The 18,769-nt window shown below is 55.9% G+C and carries 17 protein-coding genes; 3 read left to right on the plus strand and 14 right to left on the minus strand.

The genetic code is table 11. From position 1 onward, the window contains the following. Positions 1-4: 4 nt before the first annotated feature. The 5 genes from HNR03_RS00470 to HNR03_RS00490 form a co-directional block, all read right to left on the minus strand. Positions 5-904, minus strand: a complete 900-nt coding sequence (locus tag HNR03_RS00470) for a LysR family transcriptional regulator (protein WP_222585797.1) — start codon at positions 902-904, stop codon at positions 5-7. A 75-nt stretch (positions 905-979) separates the two neighbouring features. Then, positions 980-2,140: an FAD binding domain-containing protein gene (locus HNR03_RS00475; RefSeq protein WP_259150047.1), complete on the minus strand. Its 1,161-nt coding sequence runs from the start codon at positions 2,138-2,140 to the stop codon at positions 980-982. Positions 2,141-2,192: 52 nt separating this feature from the next. Next, the gene (locus tag HNR03_RS00480) at positions 2,193-3,305 is read right to left on the minus strand and encodes an alkene reductase (protein ID WP_259150048.1); all 1,113 of its coding nucleotides are present in this window, start codon (positions 3,303-3,305) and stop codon (positions 2,193-2,195) included. Positions 3,306-3,342: 37 nt separating this feature from the next. Then, the gene (locus HNR03_RS00485) at positions 3,343-3,987 is read right to left on the minus strand and encodes a DsbA family oxidoreductase (RefSeq protein ID WP_259150049.1); all 645 of its coding nucleotides are present in this window, start codon (positions 3,985-3,987) and stop codon (positions 3,343-3,345) included. 111 nt (positions 3,988-4,098) lie between these two features. Continuing rightward, positions 4,099-5,016, minus strand: a complete 918-nt coding sequence (locus HNR03_RS00490) for a LysR family transcriptional regulator (RefSeq protein WP_259150050.1) — start codon at positions 5,014-5,016, stop codon at positions 4,099-4,101. A 244-nt stretch (positions 5,017-5,260) separates the two neighbouring features. Here HNR03_RS00490 and HNR03_RS00495 point away from each other — a divergent pair, with 244 nt between their 5' ends. Genes HNR03_RS00495 through HNR03_RS00505 form a run of 3 tightly spaced genes read left to right on the plus strand, consistent with a single transcriptional unit; the run spans position 5,261 to position 9,248 of the window. Next, positions 5,261-6,535, plus strand: coding sequence for a c-type cytochrome (locus HNR03_RS00495; RefSeq protein WP_259150051.1), 1,275 nt, complete (start codon positions 5,261-5,263; stop codon positions 6,533-6,535). Beyond that, positions 6,532-6,996: a (2Fe-2S)-binding protein gene (locus tag HNR03_RS00500; RefSeq protein WP_259150052.1), complete on the plus strand. Its 465-nt coding sequence runs from the start codon at positions 6,532-6,534 to the stop codon at positions 6,994-6,996. Before HNR03_RS00495 ends, HNR03_RS00500 begins: the two co-directional genes overlap by 4 nt. Beyond that, positions 6,993-9,248: a molybdopterin cofactor-binding domain-containing protein gene (locus HNR03_RS00505; protein ID WP_259150053.1), complete on the plus strand. Its 2,256-nt coding sequence runs from the start codon at positions 6,993-6,995 to the stop codon at positions 9,246-9,248. The genes HNR03_RS00500 and HNR03_RS00505 overlap by 4 nt, the downstream gene beginning before the upstream one ends. A 215-nt stretch (positions 9,249-9,463) precedes the next feature. On the opposite strand, the gene HNR03_RS00510 is transcribed toward HNR03_RS00505, so the two are convergent. From HNR03_RS00510 to HNR03_RS00550, 9 genes are all read right to left on the minus strand, one after another. Further along, complete coding sequence (locus HNR03_RS00510) at positions 9,464-10,804, minus strand: OprD family porin (RefSeq protein WP_259152057.1); 1,341 nt, start codon at positions 10,802-10,804, stop codon at positions 9,464-9,466. 111 nt (positions 10,805-10,915) lie between these two features. Beyond that, a complete protein-coding gene (locus tag HNR03_RS00515) occupies positions 10,916-12,571 on the minus strand; it encodes a cation acetate symporter (RefSeq protein WP_259150054.1) in 1,656 nt (551 codons plus the stop codon). Continuing rightward, positions 12,568-12,930, minus strand: coding sequence for a DUF485 domain-containing protein (locus tag HNR03_RS00520; RefSeq protein WP_222585785.1), 363 nt, complete (start codon positions 12,928-12,930; stop codon positions 12,568-12,570). The genes HNR03_RS00515 and HNR03_RS00520 overlap by 4 nt, the downstream gene beginning before the upstream one ends. A gap of 31 nt (positions 12,931-12,961) precedes the next feature. Continuing rightward, positions 12,962-14,182, minus strand: coding sequence for an FAD binding domain-containing protein (locus HNR03_RS00525; protein ID WP_259150055.1), 1,221 nt, complete (start codon positions 14,180-14,182; stop codon positions 12,962-12,964). Further along, positions 14,179-14,661 carry a VOC family protein gene (locus HNR03_RS00530; RefSeq protein ID WP_259150056.1) on the minus strand — a complete coding sequence of 161 codons (483 nt, stop codon included), beginning with the start codon at positions 14,659-14,661 and terminating at the stop codon, positions 14,179-14,181. The genes HNR03_RS00525 and HNR03_RS00530 overlap by 4 nt, the downstream gene beginning before the upstream one ends. A gap of 294 nt (positions 14,662-14,955) precedes the next feature. After that, on the minus strand, positions 14,956-15,666 hold the full coding sequence (locus HNR03_RS00535; RefSeq protein ID WP_259150057.1) for a TetR/AcrR family transcriptional regulator: 711 nt from the start codon (positions 15,664-15,666) through the stop codon (positions 14,956-14,958). A 67-nt stretch (positions 15,667-15,733) separates the two neighbouring features. Then, the gene (locus HNR03_RS00540) at positions 15,734-16,378 is read right to left on the minus strand and encodes a DsbA family protein (RefSeq protein WP_259150058.1); all 645 of its coding nucleotides are present in this window, start codon (positions 16,376-16,378) and stop codon (positions 15,734-15,736) included. Positions 16,379-16,464: 86 nt separating this feature from the next. Next, positions 16,465-17,382 (minus strand): LysR family transcriptional regulator, encoded by a 918-nt coding sequence (locus HNR03_RS00545; RefSeq protein ID WP_259150060.1) that lies wholly within the window; start codon positions 17,380-17,382, stop codon positions 16,465-16,467. Between the two features lie 46 nt (positions 17,383-17,428). Then, the gene (locus tag HNR03_RS00550) at positions 17,429-18,628 is read right to left on the minus strand and encodes an MFS transporter (RefSeq protein WP_222590382.1); all 1,200 of its coding nucleotides are present in this window, start codon (positions 18,626-18,628) and stop codon (positions 17,429-17,431) included. Positions 18,629-18,769: the final 141 nt, after the last annotated feature.

Below are 18,769 nucleotides of genomic sequence, written 5' to 3' on the forward strand. Positions count from 1 at the left end.
GTGCTCAAGGCGCGAGTATTTCCTGAAGAAATTCTATGAATACATTGATGCGACTGGAGCCTCGGTGGTTGGGCAGATACAGCGCATTGATGCAGGAGCTTGCGCTGCCAGGGTTGACCTCATATTGCTCCAGCACCCGCGTCAACCGACCTGCACTGACATCGTCACGCACCAGCCAATCGGCCAATAACGTCACCCCGCCACCGGCCAAGGCGGCCTCGCGCAGAATGTCGGCGTTGTTGCTTTGCAGCCGTCCCTGCACATTCAAGCGGATGACGTCCTCATCGCCCTGGAATGTCCAGTTGTGGTGGCCCGTGCGGTAATCGAAACGCAAGCACTGGTGCTCCAGCAGGTCACGGGGGTGTCGTGGCAGACCGGTTCGCGTCAGGTATTCGGGACTTGCCACCACCCAACGCTGGAAATCCCCCAACCGCTTGCTGACGATGTCCTCACTGACGACCGATGAACCGAGACGCACCGATACGTCGATTTGTTCGCTGAGCAGGTCGCTGACCTCGTCACTCAGCGAGAGGCTGATCTCCAGGCCGGGATGGCGCTCAAGCAACCGCCCCAGGTGCGGAGCGATGATTCGCCGGCCGAATTCCACCGGGACGCTGACCCGCAAACGCCCTTGCGCTTCGCTGCCACGATCGGCAACGACGGCATCGGCTTCGTCGATGGCCTCGAGGATCGCCACGGCTTTATCGAAATAGTGCTGCCCCGCCACCGTGACGCTCGTGTTACGCGTGGTGCGGTTCAGCAGGCTGGCACCCAATTCACTTTCCAGCCCCGCGACCTGCCGCGTCACTGACGAAGTGGAGATGCCGAGCTTGCGCGCCGCCGATGAGTAACCTCCACAGCGCACCGTTTCGACAAACATTTTCAGCGCCAGCAACTTATCCATGTACGGATTCCGAGAGCGAAAGGTAAAGGTAGCGACTGTGCATGACCCGGCGATCGGAGTCTTGCATAGCTGTGCTCAATGGCCTGATTGATTAACGAGGCTTGCGATACCCATAATCCGATTGCCCATACTCACCCCCCAGTCGCCCATGCGATTGCCTTCTGCAAGTTGTTGTTTCTGCCAGACTAGCAGGGCTTTATCGATGTCGCCGACGTCGTCGATTACCTGAGCCAGGGACAATGCGTTGCGAGCCGCCTTGGCCGTGCTTCCGGCGGTATGAGGGCGCGGCACAAAAGCGGCATCGCCGGTCAACAGCACACGGCCAAACACCATTTGAGGGACTTTGAGATCAAGGATCGCTTGCACGAAAATATCCTTGGTCTGGCGAATCACTTCTCGAAAAGCCGGGTTCGCCTGCCGCTCACCTATTTCCCGAATATATGCATCCTGCCCAGGGGCCAAGGCTCCAGGTGGAATGGAGTGACTGCGCCGATGGCCATTACTGTCAGTGAGCACAGCGTCCAATTCCGGTCCTTGCGCAGCTTTTAAATACCACAGCCAATTGAACCGACGCTCGCCAGGAATAACGGAGCCATTCACGCCCGGCACCATGTATTCCAGCATCAACGATTCAGGGTCCTGTTGAAAAACAAAGTCCTCGTAAATCTGCGTTTTGGCGAAGTCTGGAAGTTGCTCTTCATCGACAAGCCCACGCCACACCACATACCCCGAATAGGCAGGTGCCACTCCAGGCAACACCACGCTTCGCACGGTTGAACCGGCGCCATCAGCGCCAATCAGCAGGTCGGCCTCGGCAGTGCTGCCATCGGCAAAAATCGCAGTCACTCGGTGCTCATTCTGAGTCAGATCCACCAGCGTCTTGCCACGGTGATAATGCTCAGCAGGAAATGCAGAAAATAATGAGCTGTACAGTGTGTTCCAAGACGTCTGGGTTTGCGGCATCAGTTCTTTATGCACCACGGTACCGGCTCGATCCAGATAGAGACGATCATGGGACCGCACGCCGAGCGCACCTGCCGGATGAATGTCCGCATAACGAAAATGCTGCAGGACATCCGCTTGCAGAACGATGCCTCCGCCACGGCTATCCATCGCCGCCGGGGATCGCTCGTAAATATCGACCTGCCAACCAATCGCGCGTAACGCCGTGGCGGCGAACAGCCCTCCCAGGGAACCACCGATGACCAAGGCCTTCGGAACGCCTGAACTCTTCATTACCTTTCTCCTCGTTGCGTGGTGATTCCCCAAGCTCGGGTTTACCGTTGCGTTATGCCAACACCGGATAGTCGATGTAGCCCTTGGCGTCGCCGCCAAAAAAGCTGTTGCCGTCCGCCATGTTGAGTTCGTTGCGACCGCGCAAACGAGCCGGCAAGTCAGGGTTGGCAATGAACGGGCGACCAAAAGCGATGAGATCAGCACGCCCCTGTGCGATGGCCTGTTCCGCCGTTTCGCCGGAATAACCACCCGCCAGCATCAGAACACCGTGGAAGTCACTACGCAGCTGCTTGATGATCGCGTCCCAGCGCGGATCATTGCTTTCGTCGAGCACTGTGCCGACCATCATCGGTTCTACCAGGTGCAGGTAAGCGAGATTCCAGTGATTGAGCCTTGACGCAATGTAGCCGAAGGTTTGTTCCGGGGTGTCATCGCCCATTCCCATGAAACGCCCCATCGGTGTCAGGCGAACAGCAACGCGTTCGGCACCTACTTCCGCGGTCACGGCTTCCACGACTTCAAGCAGCAGCCGCGCACGGTTTTCGATACTTCCACCGTAGCGATCACTGCGCTGATTGCTGGCGCTGTTGATGAATTGGTCGAGCAGGTAGCCATTGCCCGCGTGAATTTCCACACCGTCCATACCGGCCAGAAGCGCATTGCGAGCGGCTTTGCGGAAGTCGGCAACGATCGCTTCGATCCCTGGAATGTCCAGTTCCTGAGGCACAGGGACATCACCCCAGACGCCCTCGCCTTGTTCATTGAGGATGAATGTCTTCCCAGGCACCGGCTGCGCAGTCGGCGCCACCGGCAAGCCGCCGTTGGGCTGGAACACCGGGTGCGACACGCGCCCCACATGCCAGAGCTGCAGGAAAATGCGTCCGCCTTCAGCGTGTACCGCCTCGCTGACAGCTCGCCAACCCTGAATCTGCTCGTCGCTATGAATGCCGGGCGTCCATGCATAACCCTGGCCCTGCTGCGAAATCTGCGTAGCCTCGGTAATGATCAATGCGGCACTGGCACGCTGACGGTAGTACTCGACGTTCATCGGTGTCGGTACGTTGCCCGGTTGTCCTGCCCGCGAGCGAGTCAGAGGCGCCATGGCGACGCGGTGATTGAGGGTGAGTTGACCGAGTTTGATCGGGCTGAACAAATGATGAGTCATGATGATTTCCTGAATGGATAGGGATTGAACAAACGCCTTAGGCGGCTTCGCTTCGTTTCAGTATCTGGATCATTATTTCGATGGGCTGGGCGCCACTGATCACGTCATCTGCGATCTGGATACTCGGTACCGAGCGCACACCGGACGCCTTGGTTTGGGCTTCGAGCTTCAAGACTTCAGCCGTGCCTTCTTCAGCCTTTAGAAAGTCGACAATGGCCACTCGGTCCTGCCCGTTTTCGGCAGCGATGTCGGCCAGTACCGTGAGGTCGCCGATATCCCGTCCCTCGCCGAAGTACGCCTTGAAAATGGCCTTGACCAGCGGCGATGCGTCTCGACCCGCCTGTTGCTCGCGCCATACCAAACGATGCGCGGCCAGGGTGTTGGGCGTTTTTTCGACTCGCTCGTAATCGAACTCAAGGCCGACCGCCTTACCGGCGTGGGTGACCTGTGCGTCCATGGCCTGGCTACGTGCCCAGCTGCCGAATTTGCCAGAGCGATAGGCTTTGCGATCCATGCCTCGAACGGGCATGTCCGGGTTCAACTGATAAGGCAGGAAGCTGATTGGGCGGTCCGTTGATAAACCCGAAGCGGCAAGCGCGCGTTCGAGATTTTCCTCACCGATCCAGCACCATGGGCAGATGAAGTCGTAAGTCACTTGAATTGTGGATGAGTGCAAACTCATGACGGTCTCCGTGGTTGAGTGTTTCACCCCCCCAAGGTAGGTGCCGGAGCGCCGTCAGAGAATCCGTCAGTTGCACAACGTAGCGTTTCGCAAAACGCAACGATGAGCCGATTACGCCTTCGGTGGGCTTTGCAGCTGGAGTAATTCGCTGATGAACTCAATGAACGCATTGATCCGTTTCGAGCCACGGTGATTGGGCAGGTACAGGGCCGAGATCGCCGAACTTGTGCTGTTCGGATTGACGACAAAAGCGTCGAACAAGGGCGTGAGCAGACCACCGTCGATGTCGTCCTTGACCAGCCAATCGGGTAACAGCGCCACCCCGCACCCGGCCAGCACCACTTCGCGCAGGACCTCGTCATTGTTGCTCTTGAATTGCCCGTCGACGGGCACGCGCACCTCTTGGCCCTGCTCTGTAAATGTCCAGAACTGCTGCGACGCGCCATCGTTGAAGCACATGCACTCGTGTTGCATGAGGTCCATGGGCCGGTCGGGAAATCCTCGAGCTTCCAGGTACTCGGCGCTGGCAACCACTCGGCGTCGAACGCTGCCGATGCAGCGGCTGACCAGGGTTTCCATCGCCGCTGGCGACCCCATCCGGATCGATAGATCGATGCGTTCACCGAGCAAATCGACGATGTCGTCTGACAGCGTCATATCCAGCGCAAGCAGTGGATAGCGCGCTAAAAGCGCGCCGATGTGAGGGGCAATGAGACGGTGACCCAACGCCACGGGCACTGAGATACGCAACTGTCCGGCGGGCACGTCACCGCGGTCCGAAACCGACTCGTCCGCGTCAGCCATGGCGCTCAGAATATCCAGGCTTTTCAGGTAGTACACACCACCGGCATCCGTCAACGTGACTTGCCGGGTGGAGCGCTTCAACAGCACGGTACCCAGGTCACCCTCGAGCCTGTCGATCATTCTGGTCACTGAAGAGGGTGCCAGATTGAGTTGCCTGGCGGCAGATGCAAAGCCCTTGGAATCTACCGACTGGATGAACATTTTCAGTGCGAGCAGCTTGTCCATGAAACCCCTTCAGTGGCATCGATACGATCCTTGAAGGTCTATCTTTGAGCATGGGCGCACGCTACGCGAGTTAACGGTTGTTAATTCTGCCGCTGTTGCGCGTGGCGCAATGTAGCGTTGCGCCTTGATGGGGTACTCCATCACAACCGCCCTCTCTAAGCTCATGCCATGGAAAATCGCCGTACGCCAATCGCACGCGGCGGATTGAAAAATCTGTCGTTAATGCAGCTCGAGAGGTAAGGCGATGAAGCGCAAAACGATCATCGGTGCCGTTCTGGCGATCGGCGTCGTGGGGTTAGGGTTTGCGTTCTGGATGATGTGGAGGCCGGAAATTGCCACGGTCAGCCAGCCCCAGAATGCTGATCGCGAGACACTGGACAGAGGCCGCCGCGTCGTCGAAGCGGGAGACTGTGCGGTCTGCCACACGCGGCCAGGAGGCGCCTACATGGCTGGCGGTTTGCCGCTGGTAACGCCTTTCGGAACCCTCTTCACCACCAACATCACCCCGGATCCGGAATCCGGTATCGGAAAGTGGTCGCTGGACGCCTTTGAACGGGCCATGCGTGAAGGTATCGCGCGTGACGGCCATTTCCTTTATCCGGCGTTCCCCTACGTGCATTACCGGAAGATGAGCGATGCCGATATTGCCGACGCCTATGCCTACCTGATGAGCGTGGACCCGATCAAATACACCGCGCCGCAAAACCATATGGTCTTCCCCATGAACTTCCGTCCGCTGGTGTCCTTCTGGAACTTGCTGTTCCTGCATGGAGATCCGCTGGAACCAGTTCCCAACCGGTCAGCACAATGGAACCGCGGACGCTATCTGGTCGAGGGAGCGGGACACTGTTCATCCTGCCATTCGCCCCTGAATCTGATTGGCGGGGAGAAAGGCAGCGAACTGTTCAACGGTGGTGTCGTCGACGGCTGGACAGCCCCCGCCCTGCGCGGAATGACCGAGGCACAACACCCCTGGAATGAAGCCCAGTTGGTCGCCTATCTGACGGGCGAGGTCGCCGAAGGACACGGCGCAGCGGCGGGCCCGATGTTGCCGGTCAGTCTGAGCATCGCGCAATTGCCGACGGAAGACGCCCATGCCATTGCGCAGTACATTCTTGACCTCAAGAAAACTTCATCGGATGCCCCATCGCCGCCCTGCACTTCCGGGGTCAAGCCCAGCGACAAGGCGCTTCTGGGTGCCTCGTTGTTCGAAGGTGCCTGCGCAAGTTGCCACAGTAAAGCGGCACCGATGCGCGTCATTGAATCGCGGCCGGCGCTGGCGAACTCCTCGGCGGTGATGGCGGACTCGCCACGCAATTTGATCCAGACCATCCTGCAGGGCATCCCGATGTCCAGCACCGCTTCCAGCCACTACATGCCCGCCTTCGCCCCTAGCCTGGACGACACCCATGTGGCTGCACTTGCCGAGTACTTGCGCAATGAGAGCTGTGTGAACCGACCCTGGACGGATCTCGACAAGACCATCAAAAGCATTCGGGCTCAGGAGCAGCAACCGTGATCACACTCGACATCAACGGCAAAACTCACGAACTGGACATCGCGGACGACATGCCCCTGCTGTATGCCTTGCGCAATCAGGTGGGGCTCAATGGCGCCAAATACGGCTGCGGTCTGGGTCAGTGCGGCGCTTGCACCGTGTTAGTGAACGGCAAACCGGTGTTTTCCTGCCTGACGCCGTGCGGCGCGCTGGCGGGCAAATCGGTGCGCACCGTCGAGAGCCTGGGCAGTGCCGACCAACCGGGGCCGTTGCAGAAAGCCTTCATCGACGAACAGGCCGCCCAGTGTGGTTATTGCATCGCGGGAATGATCGTACGGGCACAGGCGCTGCTGGAGGCCAACCCTCATCCAGACGATGAAACGATCCGCCGCCACATGGCGCCCAACTTGTGCCGCTGCGGCACCCATGTGCGGATCCTCGCGGCAATCAAGTCGGTTGCCGCCCAGGGAGGCAAGGTATGAAAAACCTCACGCAAAACGTCGATCTGAGCCGCCGTGCCTTCGTGATAAACGGGGCATTGGTGATGGGCTTCGCGATGCTTCCGGGTATTCCCCGCGCCTTCGCTGACACCGAAGTGGACACCTTGGGTACGACAATCCTGGCCCCTGATCTGCCCGGCAGCCTGCGGGCAACGCCCTATCTGGACGCCTGGATCCGCATCGATGCGAAAGATGGCATCACCGTCTACACCGGCAAGGTGGAACTGGGCACCGGCGTTAAAACTGCGCTCCTGCAGATCGCCGCCGAACGCCTGGAAGTGCCGCCTGGACTCATCCGTTTTCTCACTGCCGACACCGCACTGACACCCAATGAAGGTTATACCGCCGGCAGCCATACGATCGTCGACAGCGGCACTGCGCTGTTCAACGCCGCGGCTCAGGTGCGTCAGTTGTTACTCGAGTCCGCGGCGCGGCATTGGCAACGCCCCATCGACAGCCTGACCACGCGGGATGCGGTGATCTACGATGCACAAGGCCGCAGCATGACCTATGTACAAGCTGTGGAAGGCGTTCAACTGCATCGTTTTGCATCGGCCAAATCGCCCTTCAAGCCAGCCAGCAGTTTCACTCTGATCGGCAAATCGTTGCCTCGGCTGGACATCCCGGCCAAGGTCAGCGGCGGTGCGGCCTATGTGCAGGACATGCGCCTGCCCGATATGCTGCATGCCCGTGTGATACGCCCTCCCCGGCGCGGCAGTCAGCTTCTGGACATTGACGAGGCCGCCCTGAAGAAACTCCCTGGCGGGGTGAAACTGATCCGCAACGGCAGCTACCTCGCCGTGGTCGCCACCGATGAATGGCTGGCGATCAAAGCGATGCGCGAAGGCTACGCCACGGCCCGCTGGACAGAAGGAAACCCGCTACCTGATTCGACACACATCCATCAACTCCTCACCGAATTGCCGGCGCGGTGCTACCCGGTGAGCGCCAAGGGTGACCTCCCGCAACCGGTGCCGCGCGCCTACAAGGCCCGGGTGACCAAGCAATACCTGATGCACGGCTCCATCGGCCCCTCCTGCGCCGTGGCCTGGTTCAAGGATGGAACACTGACCGTCTGGACCCACACGCAAGGTGTCTATCCATTGCGCGCAGGCATCGCCGAGATGATCGGCCTGCCGGTGGCTCAGGTGCGTTGCATCCATGCTGAAGGCTCCGGTTGCTATGGCCACAACGGCGCCGATGACGCCGCCGCCGATGCCGCGCTGATCGCCATGGCCATTCCCGGCAAGCCGATACGGGTGCAATGGATGCGCGAACAGGAAAATCTCTGGGAGCCCTACAGCTCGGCCATGCTTGCCGAAGTGGAAGCGGGAGTGGACGACAGCGGACATCTTCGCGACTGGAAATACGAACTCTGGAGTACGCCGCACAACGAACGTATCGTCAATGCCGGGCGTCTGTTGCCGGCGTGGCTGTTGGCCAATCCCTTCACCCCGGCACCTTCGGTGCCGATCGCTCAGCCCGAAGGTGACGGCGACCGTAATGCCGTGCCGTTGTATGAGATACCCAACCTGAAGGTCGATATGAACTTTGTGCTGACCATGCCATTCAGGACCTCGGCCATGCGTTCGCTCGGTGCCCATATCAACATCTTCGCCATCGAGAGCACCGTCGATGAGCTGGCGGCCCGGGCCGCCGTGGACCCGGTGCAATTTCGCCTGAATCACTTGAGCGATCCACGAGCACGGGCGGTGGTGGAGCGCGTGGCCGCAGAGTTTCGCTGGCCACAAAAAGCAACGGGGCCCGGCAGCGGAATCGGCTTCGCCTTCGCCCGCTACAAAAACATCATGGGATACTGCGCGATTGCCGTGCAGTTGCATGTGCAACGCCAGACCGGACAGGTGACGATTGATCGCGTAGTCGCCGCCGTCGACGTGGGGCAAATTGTCAGCCCCGACGGGCTGCTCAATCAGATCCAGGGCGGCATCGTGCAGTCCGCCAGCTGGACGCTCTATGAACGAATTCTCTATGACGCCAGTGGCATGCACAGCTTCGACTGGAGCGGCTATCCGATCATGCGTTTTCCGGAGTTGCCGCAACAGGTCGAGGTCCACATGATTGATCAGCCGGATCAGCCATTTCTCGGCGCTGCGGAAATCGTCCAGGGCCCCATGGCGGCAGCGTTGGGCAATGCCATCAACGATGCCACGGGTAAGCGCTTGCTGGATCTGCCGCTGGCGCGACGTGGTTGGCAGGATGTACTGGGGTCATGATCGAGACAGAATCAGAATAAAAAAGGCGGTGAAGGATCACTTACACCGCCCTACCCCAATCAAGGGAAATGTTGCTCTTCTATAAAAAATGCCGTTGGAAGAGAACGACATGTACACGCAACACTCGCAAAAGCATTGCCTGTCGGTTACAGCGGTCAGCCAGTTCTTTCAATACGAACGATCGCTTCCTCGAAGCGAGCCCTACCGCTTAGAAATCAAAACAACGCCAATTGGTAATTTATGATCACGCGGTTCTCATCTTGCTGGCGGGTGTTCGGGATATTGTTTCGCACCATTGCATTTTTCCACATGACACCCAACCCTTTCAGCGGGCCTGATTGCACGACATAGGCCAGCGTAATATCTCGTTCCCATTCACTGGAATTGCTGGAAGCAACAGTATTGATATCATCACCTCTGACATACACAACACCCGCTGTGGCTCCTGGCAAGCCCACTTTTGCAAAGTCATAAGAGTAACGGGCCTGCCATGACTTCTCACCGGCATGAACGAATTTCTGAACCTGCATCTCCGTGATGGTGTAGGTGGTTGGGCCGTCACCCTGGTTCAAATAGGGGAAGTCACTTTCACCATTGCTGACTTCATAGCCTGCACCAAAGGTGTGACCCTCAACGGCGTAGGTAAATAATCCACTGAACAGATTATTGTCGACCTTCCCTTTTAATGTAGTACCACCGTAATAACCCGTCGTAAAATACGCAGGGTCATGGCCGTTTGCGCCATCATCCTTGCTATTAAAGTATCGAAAGTCACTGGTCAGGACCCCAGGTCCGATTGCCCAGTTATGAATGAGACCAAGAAAATTTTGCTTATAAAAATCTTTCAGATTGCCGTAATAGTATTGCAAGGTTAAATCTTTAGTCAGTTTGTAATCGCCACCGGCGTAGATGAATTTATTACTGAAGCGGCCGGTGACAGGATTGTTCGCACCCGCGATGGACATGTTTTCATTGTTGCTGGAGTTTCGGCCCTTCACCTCATCAATTTGGCCTCCTACCAAGGTCAAATCTTTGATGTCTGCCGAAGTAACCTGGGTTCCTTGCCAGGTTTGTGGCAACAATCGTCCGTCATTGCTGAAAATCACCGGCAGTTTCGGGACCAAGGTTCCAAGCTTCAACTCGGTCTTGGATATTTTGACTTTGCCGGTCAATCCCAAACTGGAAAAATCGTCAACAGCATGGTTGCCGTCGCTTGGAAACACGATGCCTCCGTAGTTTGTCCCTGTTGGGTTGCCATGCTTGCCAACGCTCGAATCCAGCTTGACACCCAACATGCCCAACGCATCAACACCGAAACCTACAGCCCCCGGGGTATAACCCGAGATAAATTCAAGCTGAAAGGCTTGTCCCCACTCCGCTTGATAGCTCTGGTTAGCGGCTTTCTGAGCGGGTGTTGCCGAGTCTCGGTAATCGCTATTGATATAGAAGTTACGCAGTTTCAGCGCAGCTTTACTATCTTCGATAAAACCCGCCGCATGGGCTTGCTGCGCCAATACGCACAGGGCCGCTACAACAGTCAAAGTACACTTCATTATTCCCACCTTATTATTGTTTTATAAACTATTCAGTGTCTTTTCAGGCATAGGTATTCACATGGACTGCACTTTCACGCAGCCATTATTTAATGTGAACAGAAATAACCCGAATTAATCAGCCTTCAGTTGTGCCTTCCATGTTGCCGGCGTACCCAGTTCAGAATCGACCAGCTGATTTTCGAATCGATTGCGCTCACCGATGGCACTGACCGAGCGATCGGTAATAGAGAAACAAAAGATACCGACAAATGCCACGGCCATGGAAAACAAGGCCGGATATTCGTATGGGAACCAGGCTTGCGGATTATGGAGAATCTTGACCCAAACGGTAGGGCTAAGAATGCAAAGCGTAATGGCTGATACCAGCCCCAGCGATCCGCCAATTACGGCGCCACGTGTCGTCAGGCCCTTCCAGTAGATCGACAATAACAGCACGGGGAAATTTGAACTTGCGGCGATGGAGAACGTTAAACTGACAATAAAGGCGATGTTCTGCTTTTCAAAAGCAATCGCCAATAGAATCGACAACACACCCAGCACGATGGTTGTAACACGAGAGACGCGCATCTCTTCACGGTCGCTGGCGGTGCCCCGGCGCAGGGCATGTGCGTAGAGGTCATGTGAAACAGCAGAGGAGCCTGCAAGGGTGAGCCCTGCCACTACCGCCAATATCGTCGAGAACGACACAGCACACATAAACCCCAGGAACACATTGCCGCCAACGTTGTGTGCGAGGTGAATCGCAACCATATTAACGCCGCCTAAGATGCCACCTGATGCATCGTGATAATCGGGATTGCTGGCAACCAGGGCGATAGTGCCGAAGCCAATAATGACGATCAGGGCATAACCGATGCCGACCAGACCTGTGGCATAAAGGATACTTTGGCGCGCGGCCTTGACGTTACCGACAGTGAAAAACCGCATCAGGATGTGTGGAAGGCCTGCCGTGCCGAAGACTAATGCCAATCCTAGGGAAACTGCAGACACCGGGTCAGTAATCAGACCGCCAGGACTCATGATTGCACCATGGGAAGGATGCACCTGGGTCGCTTGAGTGAACAGCTGGTTGAGACTGAATCCGAATTGGGACAGCACCATGAAAGCCATAAACACGCAGCCGGTCAGCAGTAATACGGCCTTGATAATCTGAATCCAGGTGGTCGCTAACATCCCCCCAAAGAAAACGTAAATCACCATAAGCGTGCCCACTAGAAGCACCGCCGCGGTGTAATCAAAACCAAACAGCAACTCCACCAGTTTTCCGGCACCTACCAGTTGAGAAACCAGGTAAAGCAACACGATTACAATGGAACTGGAGGCCGAAAATGCTCGTATAGGTCGCTGTTTCAGCCGATAGGACAGTACGTCTGCCAGGGTATAGCGCCCCAGATTTCGCAATGGCTCTGCAATCAGAAACAGAATGATCGGCCAACTGGCAAGGAAGCCGATCGAGTAAATCAGACCATCAAATCCACTGGTGAAAACCAAGGCGGAGATACCCAGCAAAGATGCTGCGGACATATAGTCGCCTGCGATAGCCCACCCATTCTGGAAGCCGGTAATTTTTCCTCCGGCGGCATAGTGATCCGCGACGCTATTGTTTTTGCGTGCCGCCCACCGTGTGACGAACAGAGTGAAAATAACGAAGGCCAAAAACATACCGATGGCAATGGGATTATGTTTTTGTACTGCGCCAGGGACATCGGCCGCGTATACCGTTACCGAAGCAAGCATGGCGGAGATTGCAATAAGTAGACGCTTCATTTGTTGAAGCTCCTGATAATTGTTTTTATTTTAGGGTCGTAGCAGGTGTTAGTGCGCCAGACATAGACAGCCACGAGGAGAGTCGTGAAAGCGAGCATTCCAAAACCGATTGGCACGCCCCACGTCATCGGCTGCCCTTCTGTGATAGGCGTACCCAAACGAGCAGGTATAAAGGCCAGGGAAAGAATAAAACCAAAATAGACGGTGAGCATAAGCGCCGTCATGCTCCACGAAAATAGTCGGCGCTGTTTTACCAAAGCTCGAAACTCTGGATTTACAAGAATCGGGTTTTGAATAGTGTCGTCAACCCGCTCAGCGGGCATGGTGGGGCCACCGTCTTGCGGATATGCATGTTCCATGGTGATCTCCTGCAAATAGCTTTTGGCTGAGTTAGAACTTCACGGGCACTGCAGTCTCACGCATCACGGCTTCCGGAGTCCGGTACAACTCCGCCATTTCGCGCTCTTCCGCGCTTTTCAGTTGCGCCTGCATATACGCGCCAAGATGCCTGGCGTGTTGAACAATCGATGCACCGAAACGGCAACGTTGTTCGCTGTAGTCCGCTAATGCCTCTTCAACGGACGCATGTCGCTCCAGTGCCTCCACAATTGCCAAAGCGTCACCAGCGGCCTTGGTAACCCCCATCCCACAATGAGGACGCGCCACAAATGCCGCGTCGCCAAGCAACGCGACACGTCCGAAATTCATCTTGGGAACTTCCAGATCGAAAATGGGCTGGAATAACGGCTGAGCAGCTTTCTTTACAACTTCGGCAAACTGCGGAGCCAGTAATGTCTCTGCGCATTTGTACATATTGTCGAGCACGTCACGGCGAATCAGCGCAGGAGGAATCCCACCTTCAAATTGTTTACCGCTTTCATCCCTCAGCAAATCCTTCAATTCATCGTCGCCGCTGGTGCGATACCACACAAAGTTGTAACGGCGCTCGCCGACAAGAGTGCTGTTGGAATGCCCGGCAACTGGATACCCCAAGATCTGTTCATGCGGGGGCAAACAAAACGCGAATTTATCGAAAAGTGCGGAGTGGGCAGCGTCAGACAGGGCGCTTTCATCGACTAACCCGCGCCAGGCGATATAGCCGGCATATTGCAGGTGCACATCAGGTAAAAAATGTTGGCGAATCGTCGACCGAAACCCATCAGCCGCAATAATGACGTCTGCTTGATGAGTCGTCCCATCGGCCAATGTAACGCTGGCATGGGTTTCAGTACTTTCGACCGACACCACACTGCCACCACAGCGATACAGTGAATCCGGGAATGCGCAGCGGAGCACTTGGTACATCTTCCCCCACGCGGTTAGCGTTTGTGGGAGTGCGTTCTCAAGTACGACATCGCCGTCCTGGGCCAAAGTGACGCGCGAAAGCACATCAATACCAACAGATGCGTCGAGGGGAATTCCTGCTGCGGCCATCGCTTCGAACAATTCAGGGTGTGTAACGATCCCCGCGCCTCGACCAGCGAGTTCATCCGGAACGCGTTCGAAGACCTCTACGTCCCAACCTTTGCGCAACAGCATGTTTGCTGCAAACAGGCCGCCCAGCGAGCCGCCGACGACAATGGCGCGGGGCTTGTTCAAGGAATTCATCATGGCTGCTCTCCCGCCGTTGCAGCGACATGGGAGGCGTAAGACCCCACCGCTTCAATCTCGGAGGCCGGGAAATTGAGCTCGATGGTGACACCCGACGGATCTTCGATGAACACCTGATGGAGGCCAAGGCTCGGCACGGTGCGATCGCGCCACGCAATCCCTTCGGCTTTGAAGACGTTCCAGAACTCGAGCAGACCGGTGACCAGAAAAGCAATGTGATCAATCGTTCCGGTGCCTGTCAGCGGGACTTCTTTATCGCCCAGGTATTTCTTCAGGCCTTCAGGATTGGAAGGATCAATCCCGATGATGTGGACCGTGCCGAAGTCCTTCTCATCTCCTCCCATGTACAACCAGACGCCAGGAAAATCGAATGGCGGCCGGTAGCCAGGCGTAAAACCGAGCACCCTTTCATAGAATCGAGTGGATTTTTCCAGGTCGAACGACCGGATCGAGTAATGAGCGAGCTTCACGACTTGCATGGTGCCTCCAACAGTTTTTTGTATTTATTTATCAGTTGATAAACAATACGACCTGAGGAAATTGAAGTAAATAGGTGAAGGCTCAAATTTTTGAGGGCAGGCTTGAGCCACGTCGTGGCGTCGCAAAAAGAGAAAAAGCTTCAGGCGTTGGGAAAGGGCTTTTCAGAGCGGAATGGCGCGCGTACGACCCTCGTCACCCGCTCAGTTGAAGGCTGAAACAGGTGATGAGTGGTCGACAAAAAAGAAGGGCAAAACAGGAGATCAGGAGGCAGGAAATAGCGGAATCGCAACCGATCAATTCAAGTGAGGCTTCTCACCCAAATCGTTATCGACTTGCTGCAGTACGTGGGGACTGCCGTTAAGGAATGCATCGACCATTTGCTCGATCAGCGCATCAATGTCTTCAGTCACTGGAAGATCGTAAATCCATTTGCGCACACCGATATAGAAAATGCTGGCATGCAGACTCCAGATCAGTTCGAGCTCTTTTTCATTGATCGTTTCACCTGAGGCCGGCGCCAATCCATGAGCGTGGCGGATTTCTGCAATGACGGGAATGAAGACCCGCTCACGCAATTTAGCCAGATACCGATCATTGATACCTTCACGTGTCAGCCCGGCGAATACGAAGATACGAATCCACTCTCGGCGCAGAATCACACGAGCGTATGAGGTGTAGAAATGCACCAGGCGAGACTGAAGGGGTTCGCAGCGATCTTTGATAATCGCCTCCCACGAGGAATCCCACTGATAGACCTCGTCGTACACGCGGTCTATCAGTGCCTCTTTACTGGGAAAATATCGATAGAGTAACGGTTGGGTAATGTCCAGTTGTCGCGCCAGCTCACGAGTACTGCCCGAGAATCCGCACGTCGCAAAATGCTCAATGGCTTTCTGCACGATTTGCTTTTCCCTGACCTCAGGCGAAAGGCGTCGAGTCGTCGATTTGACGGGGTCTGCTGATTTCCCCGACTCGTTCTCGTCTCTATTTTTTGAGTCTTGCATAACGCCTCACTGAAGCTTCATTAAGGCATCATACAAAACAAAAGAACGCACTGGCTATGAACCACACCTATTTGGCCAGACGGCTTTCAATATCCTCCTTGAACAAGGCGGGTCGGCTTAAATAATGCCCCATGGCCAACACTTCCATTTGACCATCGATCTCCAGCGCAAATGCTGGAAAGCCGCGCGCATTCAGAGCTTCAAGCATCTCGTTGCTGCGGTCGATGTGGTCCTGCAAGGATTCTGCAGTGATCGCATCAAACGTTGCCATAAACGCATCGGGTTCAAACCCAAGCTCACTGGCAATGTCGGCGATTACTCCTCGATCAGCGATAGCCCGCCCCTCTTGGTAGTAAGCAGTTTGCAGGCGCTTGAGCATTTCGATGCCACCACCTGACAGCTGTTGAGCGGTCAACATCGCTGCAATAGGTGGTGACGAGTCCAGCTGGACGTTTTCATGGTCCAGTACGCCTTGAACATAGGCATCTGCGAAGGTTTGTTTGCTGAATGCAGTAATCCGAGCTTCGTGAGGACGAACAAAATCACGCCAATCACTCGACATCAACTTGCTTTTGTCCCCCGAGAGCATGCCCACACCATGGGCCTGAACTTCCAGACCGGGAATAGCAGCGGCCGCCGTAATCATCGGTGCCGCGCCATAGCACCAGCCACAGAACGGGTCGTAGACGTAATGCAGTGTCGCTGTGTTCATTCAAATCTCCGGGATCTGCCTTGCCTACACGGGCAAAGGGCTTCGTTATGTGGAGGATCAAACGTTCGAAAACAGGAATGAGGAGATCAGCTCTGCGCCAAGCCTTCAGGCCCCAGCAATTCGCTGATGAAATCGATAAACGCATTGACGCGTTTGGAGCCACGATGATTGGGAAGATAAAGCGCAGAAATGGCCGAACTTGCATCGTTCGGATTGATAACGAAAGACTCGAACAATGAAGTCAAATCACCGCTCCCGATATCGTCGTTGACGAGCCAGTCAGGTAAAAGAGCCACCCCACCACCCGCCAGCACAATCTCACGTAAAACCTCGGCATTGTTGCTTTTGAAGCGGCCCTCAATCGGTACTCGAGTCTCCTCACCTTCCTTCAGGAAAGTCCAAACCTGTTGCTTTGGGCCATAACTGAAACGCAGGCACTCGTGCTGCATGAGGTCCAAGGGATGTTCAGGGATACCATGCGCATTCAGGTACTCAGCACTGACTACCGCCCTGCGTCTGAAATGACCGACGGGACGACTGACGACACCATCCATTGCCGCTGCAGATCCCAATCGGATCGCCAGGTCGACGCGCTCACCCAGTAATTCAACGATGTCATCAGAGAGCGTCATGTCCAACACGAGTTGCGGGTATCGCTTCAAAAGCGAGGCGATGTGAGGGGCAATCAGGCGGCGTCCAAACGCCACAGGTACGGAAATACGAAGGTGACCTGCCGGGAGATCCCCACGGTCAGTGACCGAGGCATCCGCCTCGGCCACAGCATTGAGCACTTCCCGGGCTTTCAAATAATAGGCGGCCCCAGCGTCCGACAATGAGATTTGACGGGTGGAACGGTTGAGCAGGACAGCGCCCAACTCAGCCTCCAGCCCATCGATCATCCTGGTCACCGAAGACGTCGCCAGGCCTAACTGTCGAGCTGCAGAAGAAAAGCCCTTCGAATCCACAGCCTGGACGAACATCTTCAATGCGAGCAGCTTGTCCATGACACCCCCTGACTCATCCGTTGTTCATCTTAATCATTGCGCCAATTCAGGTCCGACGAGAAACCACCGAGAAGACGATTAGAGTAACCAGTGACAATGCACTTCCCACCGCAGCAATCGCCAACCAGCCGGCATGTTCATAAAGCGAACTGGCCACCGAAGAACCGATTGCACCGCCAATAAAGATACTGATCATGTACAACGCATTCAGACGGCCTCTGTTGGCAGTGCCCAAGGCATAGACGGCTCGCTGACCCAGCACCATGTTCATTTGCACTGCAAAATCCAGCGCTATCCCGGTGACTGCCAACCCAATCACACCGTAAAAGGGATTGATGAAGGCCGGGAGAAAACTCAATACACCCAGCACCATGGCCAGCTGCGACGCTCTTCGAGTATGGCCTGCATCAGCGAGTCGACCACTGATAGGTGCGGCAACTGCACCGATGGCGCCGACCAGAGAGAAAATCGCAATCTGACTTTGCGTAAGACCGAACTCACGACTCAATATCAACGGCACAGCAGTCCAGAACAAACTGAACGCCGCAAACATCAGCCCTTGATAGAGCGCACGCTGACGCAGCACGGGCTCGCGGCAAAACAGTTGTCCCAGGGACATCAGCAATTGACCGTACGACGCTCGATGAGTCGGTTGCCATTTGGGCATGGTCATGCCAATCACGATGGAGATAACGAGCATCAAGGCAGCGGCCCCGATAAACACTGCGCGCCAGCCCAAATGATCGGCAACCAGGCTCGACAGCGGCCGCGCAAGCAGAATCCCCAGCAGCAAGCCACCCATAATCCCGCCAACCACCCGACCGCGAGACTCTTCCGGTGCCAGATGTGCCGCCAACGGGATTAGCATCTGCACGGAGACTGAGCTAAAACCGATGAGCGCCGACACCACTAGAAATACACTCGGCTGCTTGGACAAACCGGCGGCGACCAGGCTGAAGATCGTAATCACGATTGTCGCGATCATCAGCCGACGGTTTTCTACCAGATCCGCCAAAGGCACCAGGAAAAACAAACCGAGCGCATAACCAATCTGAGTCAGCGAAACGATGAAACTCGCGCTTCCACTCGACATGCCGATATCCGGGGCAATCAAGCTAATGATCGGTTGCGCGTAATAGATGTTGGCCACGATGGCACCACAACAAAAGGCAAACAGAAGCACCAGCCCCTTTGTCATTGATGCTTTTTGTATCGTCGCTGCTGTATCACTTGTAGTAAGGCCCATGCCATAGACTCCTGAGGTTCGACAGCGGTGACTCTCCAGTGGAAGGTCAACCGCATTCATGTTTTTCAGGACAACAACATAGGCGGCAGTGCACCTCGGGAGAATATGGAGAGGACGCAACGTCGTGTTGCGTCTTGCGCA

The organism is Pseudomonas sp. JAI111 (assembly GCF_024809425.1).
Classification (GTDB): Bacteria; Pseudomonadota; Gammaproteobacteria; order Pseudomonadales; family Pseudomonadaceae; genus Aquipseudomonas.

Bases quoted from the DNA above. Each gene is read 5' to 3' on its own strand.
- HNR03_RS00530 (WP_259150056.1), bottom strand. From the start codon at position 14,661: ATGCAAGTCGTGAAGCTCGCTCATTACTCGATCCGGTCGTTCGACCTG.
- HNR03_RS00540 (WP_259150058.1), bottom strand. From the start codon at position 16,378: ATGAACACAGCGACACTGCATTACGTCTACGACCCGTTCTGTGGCTGG.
- HNR03_RS00520 (WP_222585785.1), bottom strand. From the start codon at position 12,930: ATGGAACATGCATATCCGCAAGACGGTGGCCCCACCATGCCCGCTGAG.
- HNR03_RS00505 (WP_259150053.1), top strand. From the start codon at position 6,993: ATGAAAAACCTCACGCAAAACGTCGATCTGAGCCGCCGTGCCTTCGTG.
- HNR03_RS00470 (WP_222585797.1), bottom strand. From the start codon at position 904: ATGGATAAGTTGCTGGCGCTGAAAATGTTTGTCGAAACGGTGCGCTGT.
- HNR03_RS00495 (WP_259150051.1), top strand. From the start codon at position 5,261: ATGAAGCGCAAAACGATCATCGGTGCCGTTCTGGCGATCGGCGTCGTG.
- HNR03_RS00515 (WP_259150054.1), bottom strand. From the start codon at position 12,571: ATGAAGCGTCTACTTATTGCAATCTCCGCCATGCTTGCTTCGGTAACG.
- HNR03_RS00480 (WP_259150048.1), bottom strand. From the start codon at position 3,305: ATGACTCATCATTTGTTCAGCCCGATCAAACTCGGTCAACTCACCCTC.
- HNR03_RS00485 (WP_259150049.1), bottom strand. From the start codon at position 3,987: ATGAGTTTGCACTCATCCACAATTCAAGTGACTTACGACTTCATCTGC.
- HNR03_RS00490 (WP_259150050.1), bottom strand. From the start codon at position 5,016: ATGGACAAGCTGCTCGCACTGAAAATGTTCATCCAGTCGGTAGATTCC.
- HNR03_RS00475 (WP_259150047.1), bottom strand. From the start codon at position 2,140: ATGAAGAGTTCAGGCGTTCCGAAGGCCTTGGTCATCGGTGGTTCCCTG.
- HNR03_RS00525 (WP_259150055.1), bottom strand. From the start codon at position 14,182: ATGATGAATTCCTTGAACAAGCCCCGCGCCATTGTCGTCGGCGGCTCG.
- HNR03_RS00545 (WP_259150060.1), bottom strand. From the start codon at position 17,382: ATGGACAAGCTGCTCGCATTGAAGATGTTCGTCCAGGCTGTGGATTCG.
- HNR03_RS00550 (WP_222590382.1), bottom strand. From the start codon at position 18,628: ATGGGCCTTACTACAAGTGATACAGCAGCGACGATACAAAAAGCATCA.
- HNR03_RS00535 (WP_259150057.1), bottom strand. From the start codon at position 15,666: ATGCAAGACTCAAAAAATAGAGACGAGAACGAGTCGGGGAAATCAGCA.